The organism is Ilumatobacteraceae bacterium (assembly GCA_033344875.1).
Taxonomy (GTDB): domain Bacteria; phylum Actinomycetota; class Acidimicrobiia; order Acidimicrobiales; family Ilumatobacteraceae; genus Ilumatobacter.
Map to the genome: position 1 here is coordinate 1,251,108 of JAWPMO010000001.1, position 12,731 is coordinate 1,263,838.

Annotated in this window: 12 protein-coding genes; 6 read left to right on the forward strand and 6 right to left on the reverse strand. The window is 68.2% G+C overall.

Annotated elements, in window-relative coordinates; translation table 11 throughout:
- Positions 1 to 33 precede the first annotated feature (33 nt).
- Entirely contained in the window at positions 34 to 828 is a 795-nt protein-coding gene (locus R8G01_05970) for a siderophore-interacting protein (GenBank protein ID MDW3213521.1), read from the reverse strand.
- Positions 829 to 1,000: 172 nt separating this feature from the next.
- Here R8G01_05970 and R8G01_05975 point away from each other — a divergent pair, with 172 nt between their 5' ends.
- The gene (locus R8G01_05975) at positions 1,001 to 2,482 is read left to right on the forward strand and encodes a DUF222 domain-containing protein (GenBank protein ID MDW3213522.1); all 1,482 of its coding nucleotides are present in this window, start codon (positions 1,001 to 1,003) and stop codon (positions 2,480 to 2,482) included.
- A gap of 201 nt (positions 2,483 to 2,683) precedes the next feature.
- Here R8G01_05975 and R8G01_05980 read toward each other — a convergent pair whose 3' ends face one another.
- Positions 2,684 to 4,300 (reverse strand): ABC-F family ATP-binding cassette domain-containing protein, encoded by a 1,617-nt coding sequence (locus R8G01_05980; GenBank protein MDW3213523.1) that lies wholly within the window; start codon positions 4,298 to 4,300, stop codon positions 2,684 to 2,686.
- A 24-nt stretch (positions 4,301 to 4,324) separates the two neighbouring features.
- On the opposite strand from R8G01_05980, the gene R8G01_05985 reads away from it, so the two are divergent.
- Positions 4,325 to 4,753 (forward strand): DUF2752 domain-containing protein, encoded by a 429-nt coding sequence (locus tag R8G01_05985; GenBank protein ID MDW3213524.1) that lies wholly within the window; start codon positions 4,325 to 4,327, stop codon positions 4,751 to 4,753.
- 18 nt (positions 4,754 to 4,771) lie between these two features.
- On the opposite strand, the gene R8G01_05990 is transcribed toward R8G01_05985, so the two are convergent.
- Entirely contained in the window at positions 4,772 to 5,584 is an 813-nt protein-coding gene (locus tag R8G01_05990) for a hypothetical protein (protein ID MDW3213525.1), read from the reverse strand.
- A 98-nt stretch (positions 5,585 to 5,682) separates the two neighbouring features.
- A complete protein-coding gene (mscL, locus tag R8G01_05995) occupies positions 5,683 to 6,054 on the reverse strand; it encodes a large conductance mechanosensitive channel protein MscL (GenBank protein MDW3213526.1) in 372 nt (123 codons plus the stop codon).
- Positions 6,055 to 6,173: 119 nt separating this feature from the next.
- Between mscL and R8G01_06000 the strand changes: the two genes are divergently transcribed.
- Together R8G01_06000 and R8G01_06005 are read left to right on the forward strand one after the other, a co-directional pair.
- Complete coding sequence (locus tag R8G01_06000; protein ID MDW3213527.1) at positions 6,174 to 7,013, forward strand: hypothetical protein; 840 nt, start codon at positions 6,174 to 6,176, stop codon at positions 7,011 to 7,013.
- A gap of 41 nt (positions 7,014 to 7,054) precedes the next feature.
- Entirely contained in the window at positions 7,055 to 8,479 is a 1,425-nt protein-coding gene (locus tag R8G01_06005; GenBank protein ID MDW3213528.1) for an FAD-dependent oxidoreductase, read from the forward strand.
- On the opposite strand, the gene R8G01_06010 is transcribed toward R8G01_06005, so the two are convergent.
- Positions 8,460 to 9,701, reverse strand: a complete 1,242-nt coding sequence (locus R8G01_06010) for an MFS transporter (GenBank protein MDW3213529.1) — start codon at positions 9,699 to 9,701, stop codon at positions 8,460 to 8,462. The genes R8G01_06005 and R8G01_06010 overlap by 20 nt on opposite strands.
- Positions 9,702 to 9,847: 146 nt before the next feature.
- On the opposite strand from R8G01_06010, the gene R8G01_06015 reads away from it, so the two are divergent.
- Both R8G01_06015 and R8G01_06020 read left to right on the forward strand, forming a co-directional pair.
- A complete protein-coding gene (locus R8G01_06015) occupies positions 9,848 to 10,078 on the forward strand; it encodes a hypothetical protein (GenBank protein MDW3213530.1) in 231 nt (76 codons plus the stop codon).
- A 67-nt stretch (positions 10,079 to 10,145) separates the two neighbouring features.
- Positions 10,146 to 11,045, forward strand: coding sequence for a TIGR03854 family LLM class F420-dependent oxidoreductase (locus R8G01_06020; GenBank protein ID MDW3213531.1), 900 nt, complete (start codon positions 10,146 to 10,148; stop codon positions 11,043 to 11,045).
- A 14-nt stretch (positions 11,046 to 11,059) separates the two neighbouring features.
- On the opposite strand, the gene lipA is transcribed toward R8G01_06020, so the two are convergent.
- Positions 11,060 to 12,730 carry a lipoyl synthase gene (gene lipA, locus R8G01_06025; protein ID MDW3213532.1) on the reverse strand — a complete coding sequence of 557 codons (1,671 nt, stop codon included), beginning with the start codon at positions 12,728 to 12,730 and terminating at the stop codon, positions 11,060 to 11,062.
- Position 12,731 lies beyond the last annotated feature (1 nt).

Genomic DNA, 12,731 nt, shown 5'->3' on the forward strand with positions numbered 1-12,731 from the left:
GCGAAGTTCTCCACGCCCCGGGATCCGTGTGGTTCAGCGGCGGGCCGGTTTCCAGTAGCCGCGCACGGTCGCCCGCTTGCGTTCGACACCGAGCGTGTCGAAGAGGTGGGTGCGGATCGCGTGCATCGCCGACGCCTCGCCGGCGGCCCACACGTGGGTACCGTCCGGCACCTCCTCGAGTGAACGCACGACGTCGACGAGTCGAGCCCCCGGTGTGACGTCGGGCTCGGTGACGTGCCACTCGATCGAGTCACCGTCTCGGAGATCGACATCGATCACGGCGTCGCCGCGGACGATCTCCACGTGGATCGTCGAGGTCAGCGATGCGGGTGCCATCGAGGCGAGTTGCACCGCAGCGGGCAGCGCCGTCTCGTCGGCCAGCACGATCAGGTGCCGCGCTCGGTCGGGGTACGAATAGCCGGTTCCCGGGCCCGAGATCGCGGCGAGCGCGCCGGGCTCCACGTGCTCGGCCCACTCGGAGACCGCTCCACCCGGGTGGCGGACGATCTCGAGGTCGAGCGTGCCGTCGACGTTGTCGACTCGCAGTGGCGTGAACGTACGCAGCACCGGACGGGTTCCGTCGCGAAGCAGGAACTCGTTGCCGTCCCACTCCGGGATGACGAGCTCGTCGATCCCAGGGGTCGGCACGAGCAGTCGGACGCTCGCGGCCGGCTCGTCGACCTTCAGTTCACGCACCCCGTCCCCGGCCAGTGTGAGGCGAAGCAGGCGAGGTGACAGTTCGACCCGCTCGACCACGACGACCGGTCGGAGCGGTGGCGGCTCGCGCCGGAGCCGCGTGAGGCGAGCGAGTCGGTCGTCATCGGCCATGACCCAGTCCTACCGGACACATCGATCGCTCCCTCGGCGGTGGCCGATGCCGACGGTGCGGGTTCCTCCGCAAGGTCGGTCATCGCTCGGACAGATGCCCGCACAAAGACGATCGGCAATATCGCTGACCAGGGGCGTTGCCCGCTAGATCGAACGTATGTACGATTACTGGATGACGATGACCGACGCGCAGCTCGATGCCGAGGAGGCCGAGATCGCCGAAGTCGCCGGCATCTTGAACCTCGCGAACGCACGGCTCGTCGCGGTCACCGAGCGGGTGCTGAACGACGATTCGTGGGTGGGTACGGGCGTGCACTCCCCGACCCAATGGCTCGCTTATCGAGCCGGGGTCTCACCCGAGCGGGCCAAGGCGATCGTGCAGGTCGCAGCGCGGCGGGCCTCGTTCCCCGAAGTGATCTCGTCGTTCGAGGCGGGCGAGCTGTCACTCGAGCAGGTGGTCGAGCTCGTGAAGGCACCCGAGTGGGCCGACCACCTGATCCTCGACTGGGGCCGCGTCGCCACGGTCGCCCGACTCCGCAAGACGATCAGGCGCGAATGGTTCACCGAGGCACCGGGGCACGACGCGTCGAGCCGGACCGAACCGGACGAACGAGATCGGATGTCCACGTCGGTCACCGACGAGCACCGGTGGCGGATCTCCGGCGAACTCGACCTGGGCCGCGGGTCGCTTGTCGACGCCGCACTGATCGAGGCGCGCGAGACACTGTTCGCTCGAGGCCAGACGACGATCTCCACCGCCGACTGCCTCGTCGAGGTGTGCGAGCGCTTCCTCGACGGCATCGAGTCGCCGACGCGACGCGAGCGATCGAAGACGTGGCTACACATCGACGTGAGCGACGGCACCGCGTCCGACACGGCCGGCTGGCGCCTGCCCGACGCCGTCCGTGATCGGCTGTGCTGTGACGGCATCGTCCAGCCGGTGTGGGAGCGTGACGGGCTCCCGTTCTCGGTCGGCCGTTCGCGGCGCATCGTGCCCGAACGTACCCGACGAATCGTCGAGCGCCGCGACCGTGGTTGTCGAGTGACCGGTTGCACCAACGATCGGTTCCTCGAAGTGCATCACATCATCCACTGGCTCGAGGGTGGCCCCACGTCGACGTGGAACCTGGTCTCGCTCTGCGGCTTCCATCACCGGTTGCATCACGCCCACCGCCTCGGTATCACCGGCAATGCCGACGAGACCGACGGCATGGTCTTCACCGACGTGCGGGGACAGCCCGTTGGAGGGTTCCGGGCGGGCCAGTCCACCGACGGTCGAGCTACCGGCTCCCGCCCAGCGGTACGAGCCTCCACTGATGGGTCGCGTCGACTACGACTGGGTCGGCCTCGGCTGGGTCCACCCCGACGAGCAACAACGTCGCCGAAACCTCAACAAACGGTCCTGACCGCCCCGCGCCACGTGGAGGTTCGCGTCGGACGATCGACGGGATCAATCTCAACGGATGAACGGTTGACCGGCGGGCCGAGGAGTTCGCGTCCCACGGGAAGCTCAGCTAGGCCCTGTCGTACGCGCGACTGGCAGACCAAGCTCGAAGGGCCGCGGCAACCAGTAGCAGCGACAGGACAATCGGCGATGGCGCCCAATCCTTCGCCGCCCGAAGGAACAGCAGCGCCGTTAGTCCACCAAGCGTGATTGGCAGAGTGTCGATCAGGATGAATCGGAACCTTCCGCGATGCACGAAGATGACCGTACCGGACGGCTCGACGACACGTATCAGGAACCGTGCCCACGTCCAGGTGCGGGTCCTGCAGCACGCAGCCGCTGGTCATTCCTTCCTGCCTTCGGTCACCGCCGGCACTTCGAGACGGAGGACCGACGTGAGCCGGTACTTCGTCAGGCGAGGCTGACGAGTTCGAGCCAGTCGTCGCTGAAGTAGTCGACGTCGCCGTCGGGCAACAGGAGCACCTTGGTGGGGGCCAGCTCCCTCACGAAGTCGGTGTCGTGGCTCACGAAGATGATCGAGCCCGGCCAGCCCTTCAAGGCGTCGGCGACCGACTGGCGTGAGGGCGGATCGAGGTTGTTGGTCGGCTCGTCGAGCAGCAGCAGGTTGTTCCGGCCGACCATCAGCATCGCCAGCGCGAGCTTCGTCTTCTCCCCGCCGGACAGCGAGCCGGCCTCCTGGAACACCTTGCCGCCCGACAGACCGAACATGCCGAGCAGCCCACGGAGTTCGGTCTCGGTCAGGTTCACGCTGGGCGGCACGTCGGCGCGAATGTTGTCGAGCAACGTGCGGTTGCCGTCGAGGTTGTCGTGCTCCTGCGCGTAGTAGCCCGCCTCGACCTGGTAGCCGAAGTCGAAGAACCCGAGATCGGCCTTGGTCTCACCGGCGAGAATGCGCAGCAGCGACGTCTTCCCGGCGCCATTGAGGCCGAGCACGAGCAAGCGCTCACCCCGGCCGAGATCGAAGCCGACGTCCTCGAACACCGATGGGCCGCCGTACCCCTTGCACAGACCCGACGCCTCGATCACCGTCTGACCACACGGAGGCGGGTCGGGAAACTTCACCGTGATCTGCTTGCTCGACTTCGGCGCATCGACCTTGTCGGCTTCGAGTCGGGCGATCCGCTTCTCGACGCTGTGGGCCATCGCCGCCTTCGTGGCCTTTGCGCCGAACCGGTCGACGACGGTCTGCAACCGATCGATCTCCTTGGCCTGGCGGGCCGCCTGCTTCGTGAGCCGCTGCTCGTCGTCTGCACGTTGGGTCACGTACTGCGAGTAGGTCCCTCGATACTCGACGATCGAACCGATCGCCGACTCGGTCGGACGATCGAGGTGGAGCACGCGAGTGATCGCCTCGTCGAGCAGCTCGAGGTCGTGGCTGATCACGACGAGCGCACCCTTGTACTGACGGAGAAATCCCATCAGCCACTCCTTGGCGTCGACGTCGAGGTGGTTCGTCGGCTCGTCGAGACAGAGCACGTCGCTGCCGGCGAACAGGATGCGCGCCAGCTCGACGCGTCGACGCTCACCACCCGACAACACACCGATGGCGGACTCGATCCGATCCTCGCCGATCCCGAGACCGGCGGCGAGTGCTCGCGCCTCGCTCTCGGCCGAGTAGCCGCCGTTGACCCGGAACTGCTCCTCGGCGTTGACGTAGCGGGTCACGTTGCGTTCGTCGGGCGACTCCTCCATCGCGATCCGGAGCTTCTCGATCCGCACGAGCTCGTCGTCGATGCCACGACCCGACAGCACGTGCTGGATCGCCGTACGCGATTCGGCCGAGCCTTCGATCTTCGGATCCTGCGGGAGGTAGCCGAAACCGCCCTTGCGGACGACCTTGCCGGCGGCCGGTTCGTTCGCTCCACCGAGCACCTTGAACAGCGAGGTCTTCCCGGCGCCGTTGCGACCGACGATGCCCACCTTGTCGCGGGGCATGACGGTGAAACTGGCGTCGTCGACGACGAGTCGACCACCCACTTCCACCGAGAGTGCCTGCGCTTGGAGCATCGGACCAGGCTACGGTCGCGATCGATGACGGCCACGGTGACTTCCGCCGGACGGGGCAGATCGGCATCGCTCGCGGCCCCGCTCGCATGCGGCTGCTGCCTCCTCGCCGGGGCGGGGTACGTCGCGGCGAACGACCCGTCCGAGGGCGGTGTGTTCCTGCCGTGCCCGTTCCGCACGCTGACCGGGTGGTGGTGCCCGGGTTGTGGGCTGACCCGCGCCACCCACCATCTGCTCCGCGGCGACATCGTGCAGGCGTTGCGCTTCCACCTGTTCGTGGTGGTCGTGCTGGCCGCGATCGTGGCGGCCTGGGCGGTCTGGCTGGTCGCCTCCACCGGACGATCGGTCGGACGCGCGATGTCGCCACCGGCGTGGATCCCGGTGGCGTTCGTCCTCACACTCGTGGCGTTCGCCGTCGTCAGGAACCTGCCGGGCATCCCCGGCCTCCGCGGTTGACCGCGCCCGAACGTGGCGCTAGAGGACGATCGCCGAGTCGTCCACGAACACCGGCGGGACACACCCGGCGGCCTCGGTCGTCGGCGGCTCACCCAGCGCCGCGGCGGTGAACAGCGCCAGCCGGCGGCGCCCCTCCTCCGAGAGGCCGGATGGCGAGTCGGCCAGGATGACCTCGGCTTCGTCGGCGGCGATCTGCGCCCAGTCGAGGATCACCAGGTTGGGGTGGAAGCGCGGCAGGTCACGGATCACCTCGTTGAGGTCGGTCTGGAACGTGTCGTCCTCGACCAGCGTGTAGAGCAGGACCGGCCGCGGATCGAGCTCGGCGATCAAGGTCTCGAGTTCCGACCGGAATGCTGCGACGTCACCGTCGAAGTGGTTGCCCAGCATCACGGCGGCGGCATCCCACTCCGGTTCGTCAGGCACGATCCGGGCGTCGACGACCTCACGACCGAACTCGACGAATCGGCCGGGCTCGGCAGCGATCTCCGCCTGCCATCCGAACGCCTCGAGCACCGCACACATCTCGCCGTCGAACCGTGGGGCGGTCGAAGCGATCACCGTGTCGCCGATCACCAGCAGCCGGTTGCCGAACACCTCGCCGCCGATCGGGCCGGTGATCGGATCACGCGGCGGCTCGGTCGTGGGCGCCGAGGTCGCGGCCGCGACGGTCGAGGGGGGCGGCGGGATCGTGACCGGGGACGTCAGCGGCTCGGGGAACGCGCCGAGCGCGACCGTCTCGGGGACGCCGTTCACCGGCACCAACGCGGCGGGGTCGTCGTCGGCGCAGCCCGCCACCAGCAGGAGCGCCGGAACGACGAACGACGCGAGCATCGCTCGCGTCGTTCTGTCTCGTGTGTCCGCCCTGAACATCAAGGCCATTGAAGCGGATTCGGCGACGACGCACGCACGTCGCCGCCGAATCTCTTCGATCAGCGGCTGCGGAGCGAGTCGCGGATCTCGGTCAGCAGATCGATCTCGGTCGGGCCGGCGTCGTTGTCCTCTTCCGGGCTCTTCCAGTTGTTGTAGGCCCTGATCATCAGGAACAAGATGAAGGCAACGACGACGAAGCTGATGATCGCGTCGATCACGAGACCGATGCTGATGAACGCGTCACCGATGTCGAACCCGATGCTCGTGAAGCTCGATTCGCCGAAGATCGCGGCGATGATCGGGTTGATCACACCATCGAGGAGCGCCTCGACGATCTTCTGGAAGTAGAGCGCCAGGATCAGGCCGACGGCGATGGTGACGACGTCACCCTTGTTGATGAAGTCCTTGAACTCATCGATCATGTTCTTCATGTGGAAATGGTCTCCTTCTGCATCAGGTGTCCCCCGGCGGAGATTCAAGCACACCGTGAAGGGTCCACCGCGCACTGTGTCACCCGGTCGCAGCCGCCACCGTGTCTACGCTGACGCCGATGGCGCTCGACTTCGACCCCCACGCCGGCGACGACGACCCCCAACTCCTCGACCGCATCGACGCACTGCGCGTCCTCCGCGCCGATTCGCCGGAGGAGAAGGGTCGGCTCCTCGAAGAGATCGGCGGTCCGGGCCGCGCCGAGCAGGACATCGTCGACCAGCTCTCCAAGATCAAGCCGCTGTGGGACCCCGACCGGTTCCCCGAGGCTCACCGGATGGCGATGCGCTCGCTCGAGGTGCTCGACCGCAACGGTGTCCGTGGCGCACCGATGCCACGCCCACTCGGGCCGTTGAGACCCGTCGCCGGATTCGTCGTACAACTCGTCACCCGGTGGATCGTCCGCGACCATCAGAACAAGCTCGCCTCCGACATCCGCAAGCTCTACGAACGGCGAGAGGCGAACAGCATCTGGGGCAGCCCCGCCCACGTCGCGCTTCGCCGGGCACGGATCAACGCGGTGCAGGTCGAACACGGACTCAAGTCGAACCCGATCGGTGTCCCGGGGTTCCTGCTCGGTGGCGCCGTCCTCTCGGGTCTGTTCTCCGCGATCGCCGACGGTCTGTCGAGGGCGATCACGAGCGGGACCGGACGCCTCGTGTTCGGCATCGTCGTCGCGTTGCTCATGCTGTCGCTGTCGTGGGTGGCGATCTACGCCGCCTCGATCGCCCGACGACGTATCCGGCTGACCACGCAGCAGCCGGTCGGGGCGCTGTGGGACACGATCGGCGCCGCCGGTGATCCACCGCGCGACCACTCGTACCACTTCGCGCTCGTCGCGCTGATCCTGCTGGCGGTCGCGGCCTTGGCGATCCCGCTCGTCGCCTCAGCGCTGCTGTGATGCCGCGCCGTTTCTGAGCCACTGGTACGGTTCCGTCGTCCATGCCTCAGCAGTACGACCTCGTCATCATCGGCCTCGGTTCCGGCGGCACCCTCGCCGCCGAGTTCGCTGCCGGTGAGCTGGGTCTACGAGTTGCCGCGGTCGAGCGTGGCCGCATCGGCGGCGACTGCCTCTGGACCGGCTGCGTCCCGTCGAAGACGCTGATCGCCAGCGCCCGGGTCGCACACACCGTTCGACACGCCGCCGAGTTCGGTGTCGGTGCGTCCGAACCCGAGATCGACCTGGCCGCGGTGTGGAAGCGGATCAAGACGGTCCAGGCCGGGATCGTCACCACCGACGACAATCCCGAGCGCTTCGCCGCCCTCGGGGTCGACCTCATCACGGGCTCGGCCCGCGTCACGGGGTACCGCCAGGTGACCGTCGACACCGATGAGGGCAGCGTCGAACTCAACACCCGATACACGCTCGTGTGCACCGGCAGTCGCCCGGCGATCCCGTCGATCCCCGGCCTCGAGTCGGTCGATTACCACACGAGCGAGTCGCTGTTCGAGATCGACGAGCCGCCCCGTTCACTCGTGATGATCGGTGGCGGCCCGATCGCGACCGAGATGGCGCAGGCGATGGTGCGGCTCGGCGTACGGACGACGGTCCTCGAACTGGCCCACCGACTCGTGCCCCGCGACGAACCCGAGTTGGCCGATCGCCTCGGCCGCATCCTGCGCGACGAAGGTGTCGATCTGCACCTGGCGACCTCCGCGACCGCGGTTCGACCCGGCGGCGAGGGCGTCATCGTCGAGACCGCCGACGGCGACTTCACCGCGGCCGGGCTCGTCGTCGCCACGGGCCGCCACGCCAACGTCGAGTCCCTCGGACTCGAGAAGTTCGCGATTCCGTTCGGACCGGGAGGCGTCGAGGTCGATGCCCGCAACCGGACCCTGGTCCCGAGCATCTACGTGGTCGGCGACGCGGTCGAACGGCGAGCCAACTTCACCCACGTGGCCGCCCACGACGCGGTGCTCGCCGTGCGCGACATGTTCTTCCCGGGCACCGGGACACCGTCACAGCTCGTGCCCTGGTGCACGTTCACCGAGCCCGAACTGGCCCACGTCGGGCTGACCGCGGCCGAGGCGCGCGAGCGCCACGGCGACGGCGCCGTCACGGTGCATCGTCACGAACTGGCGCACAACGACCGGGCCAGAGCCGACGGGGCCACCGACGGCATGATCGTGATCGTCACCGCCAAGGACAAGATCGTCGGCGCCCACGCCCTCGCGCCGTCGGCCGGCGAACTGATCCACGAACTGGCGCTCGCGATCCAGTTCGGGGCCAAGCTCACCGAGCTGAGCGACATCATCCACATCTATCCCACGCTGGCGTCGGGCATCGGCCGGATCGCTGCCGACCGCTCGTTCTCCACCGCGAAGAAGTATCGGGTCCTGACCAAGATCAGCCGCTGGCTGGGCTGACCGGTTCGAGCTCCTCGAACGTGTCGACCCGACGGAGCGAGGGGAACAGCACGGCGAAGCTGGCGGCCACGAGCACGGTGATGAACCCGCCGCCGGCGATCGCCCACGGCAGACCGAACGCTCGGGCGGTGACGCCGCTCTCGAAGGCGCCGAGTTCGTTGGAGGCACCGATGAAGACGCCCTCGACCGCCGTGACGCGACCCAGCTGGTCGTTCGGGGTCACCAGGGGCAGGATCGACCCCCGGATGTACATCGAGATCATGTCGGCTGCGGAGATCACCACGAGCGCGATGAACGCAACGGTGTAGTTCCGGGTGAGTCCGAAGACGGTCGTGCCGACACCGAACACCGCGACCACCGTCAACAACGTGGGGCCGACGCGGCGCCTGACCGGTCGGATCGCGAGCCAGATCGCCATCGCCGCAGCGCCGATGCCCGGCGCCGCGCGCAACCATCCGTAGGCGATGTCGCCGACGTTCAGCCGCTCAGCCGCGATCGCCGGGATCAGCGCCACCGCTCCGCCGAACAGCACGGCGAACAGGTCGAGCGAGATCACGGCGAGCACGATCGGTGTCCGACGGACGAAGCGCAGACCCTCGAGTGCCGCCGACAGGGTTGGTCGGTCGGTGATGCGGTCCTGCTCACGGACGTACACGATCCGCAGCAGTGGGACGATCGCTGCCACCTCGAGCACCGCGGCGACGGTGTATGCCGTCGACGGCCCGACCGTGTAGAGGAAGCCACCGAGCACGGGTCCGACGATCGACGAGGCGGTGAAGGTCGCGGTCCACAGGGCGATCACCTGCGGGAACTCGCCCTGGCTCGCGATCAGCGGCGTGATCGAACGCCGCGCGGGCGAGAGCATCGCGTCGGACGCGCCGAGCACGAACGCGATCGCGAACAGTGGCCACACCGTGCCCGGTTCGACCTGGCTGTACCCGATCAGCGCGACCGCGCACAGACCGCGCCCGAACAAGAAGAGTCCGGACACGCGCCGCCGGTCGAACCGGTCGGCGACCCAGCCCGATGCCAGCACCAGCAGCAGGGCCGGCACGAACTGGGCGAGACCGATGAACCCGATGTCGAGTTCATCGCCCGAGATGTCGAAGACCTGCTTGAAGAGGACCGTGACGAGCAGGTTGTGACCGACCGACGCGAGCGCCGTCGAGCCCAGGTATCGACGCACGGGTGCGTGCCGAAGGACCTCCCGTGCGCTCGCCACGCCGGCACGCTAGCGACCGGGACCATTCCGGAACCGCATCGCAAACGTGTGACATGTGTGACCGTCATGTGACGAGTCGCGCGCTATTCGCGCGCAACCTCGATATCCGCCGACGCGCGGTCCCGCCGCGCGAGTACACAGTCCTCATGGAAGTACGGCGGACGACCTACGCAGCGGCGATTCGACTGGCGCTGGTTCTCAGCACGGTCGCGGTACTCGCCGCCGTCGCACTGCAATCGATCGGCGAGGTGTCGACGACCCGGTTCGTGATCGCTGTCGCCGTGGTCGGATTCGTGACCAGCTGGGTGCAGACCGGGCGGATCGCCCGCACAGCAGCACCCGCCGCCTACGCCACGCGTTCCACCCTCACCACGTAGCCAGCAGCCGCGAGGCGGCGGGTCTCGACGGCGTGAGTCGGAACCGCGTGTGACACGATCGCTGACCATGAAGGTTCGCATCGGCTTCGGTCTCGGTACCCGCACCACGTTGCACGACGATCGGTTCGGTCATGTGGTCGACGAGCTCGAGCGACTGGCTTTCGACAGCCTCTGGTTGTCGGAGCGCGTCACCGGCGAGGCGCCCGATCCACTCGTCGCGATGGCCTACGGGGCGGGTCGGACCAGCCGGCTGAAGTTCGGGATGAGCGTGATGGTGCTCCCGGGACGCAACCCGGTGCTCCTCGCGAAGGCGATCGCGTCGCTCGCGACGATGTCGGGCGGACGGATCCTCCCGGCCTTCGGTCTCGGACAGGTGCATCCGATCGAACAGCAGGCCTTCGGCGTCGAGCGCACCGAGCGAGCTGCGTGGTTCGACGAGTCGATGACCGTGATGCGCAAGTGTTGGACGGGAGAACCCGTCGTGCACGAGGGCCGGCGCTACCGGTACGACGGTGTGAAGGTCAAGCCCGTCCCCGACCGGATGGACGTCTGGCTCGGTGGCTTCGCGCCGTCGGAACTGCGCCGGGTCGGACGCCTCGCCGACGGTTGGCTGCCGTCGTTCGTCACGCCGGCCGACGCCGAGTCGGGGCGGACGATCATCGAACAGGTCGCCGCCGAGCACGACCGCGAGATCGAGGACGACCACTACGGCGTGCTGATCCCCTACTCCCCCACGGGACACGTGCCCGCGGTGTTGCTCGAGAGCCTCGCCAAGCGTCGCCCCGAGCTCGACCCGACCACGCTGGTACCGAGAACCTGGAACGAGCTGCAGGTGCTGATCGGGCAGTTCATCGACGTCGGCACGTCGAAGTTCGTCGTCCTGCCGATGGACGAGCCGCACGGTGTCGACGAGTGGACGGCCCACCTGGAAGCCGCCGCCGACGCGCTGCTCCCGCTCGAGACCTGACCGGGCGGAGGAGTTCAGGAGCCGATCGCGACCGGTGTGACGTGGTCGGCCGCCTGCTTGGCGTGGTAGCTCGAGCGGGTCAGCGGGCTCGCCTCGACGTGTCCGATACCGAGATCCTCGCCGATCCGCTTCCAGCGCTCGAACTCGGCGGGTTCGACCCATCGACTGATCGGGAGATGGTGCGAGGTCGGCCGAAGGTACTGCCCGATCGTCACGATGTCGCACCCGATGGCAGCGAGATCGGCGAGCGCGCCGATCATCTCGTCGTCGGTCTCGCCCAGACCGACCATGATGCTCGACTTGGTGACGAGCCCGGCCGCTTTGGCGTGCGACAACACGGCAAGGCTCCTCGCGTAGCCGGCCGACGGCCGCACCGCACGTTGCAGCCGAGCGACGGTCTCGACGTTGTGGTTGAGCACGTCGGGTCGCACGGCGAATAACGCCTGCAGCGACTCGAGCGACCCCTTCGCATCGGAGATCAGCGTCTCGACCCGCGCCCGCGGGCGGCGAAGACGAATCGCCTCGACACAGTCGGCCACGAAGGCCATGCCGCCGTCGGGCAGGTCGTCGCGCGCCACCATGGTGAGCACGACGTGATCGAGTTCCATCCGGTCGACCGCCTCGGCGACACGAACGGGCTCGTCGGCTGCCGGGGGCATCGGGCGACGGGTGTCGACCAGGCAGAATCCGCAGGCACGGGTGCAGCGCTCGCCGAGCACCATGAACGTCGCCGTGCCGTCGGACCAGCACTCGGAGAGGTTCGGGCAGCCGGCGTCCTCGCATACGGTCACGAGATCGAGGTCGCGGATCGTCTTCTTGAGCTGCATCACCTCGGGACCGAGGTGCACCTTGGGGCGCAGCCAGTCGGGCTTGCGGGTCTCGATCGAGAGCCCGTCGGTCACACCGGCCTGTTCGAGTCGGGCGTGTGATCGTGGTGGGCGGAAGGTGACGGCCTCACCGGGCCCCTCGCCGCGGGAGAACGGCGTCAGATCGCCGGGACGCTCGTGCCAGGCGACATCCTGGCGCTCGACGCGTCCGTCGGCCCACCGCTGCGCGGCGAGTCGGGCGACGACGTCGACCACCTGCTGCATGGTGACGTCGATCCCCTCTTCGGCCAACGAGGTGACGGGCCGGTCGGCGATCCCGCAGGCGACGATGTGGTCGCGCATGTACGCCATGTCGGTCGAGATGTTGAGGGCGAACCCGTGCATCGTCCGACCCCGCGCGAGGCGGACTCCGATCGCCGCGATCTTGCGCGGCCGCTCCCCTGCCGCGTCGACCCACACACCCGGGTACTCGGGCAGTCGACCGGCGCCCGACACGCCGAGTTCGGTCAGCGCGTCGATCAACAGCTGCTCGACCGACCTGACGTGTTCGAGCGACCCTTTCGCGTTGGGCAGCGACACGATCGGGTACCCGACCAGCTGGCCAGGGCCGTGGTAGGTGATGTCGCCGCCGCGTTTGACCGCGACGAAGTCGGCCCCGACCGCGGCGGGGTCGCAGCGGAGGTTGTCGTCGAGGTGGGCGTGTGGCCCGTAGGTGAACACGTGGTCGTGTTCGAGCAGCAACAGGTGCTGCTCGGTGCCCGAACCGGTCTGCGGGTCGAACAGGGCCTGCTGGAGGGCGAGCGCCTCGCGATAGGGCACCCTGCCCAGCCATCTGACTCGGAGGGGTGCCGTATCCATC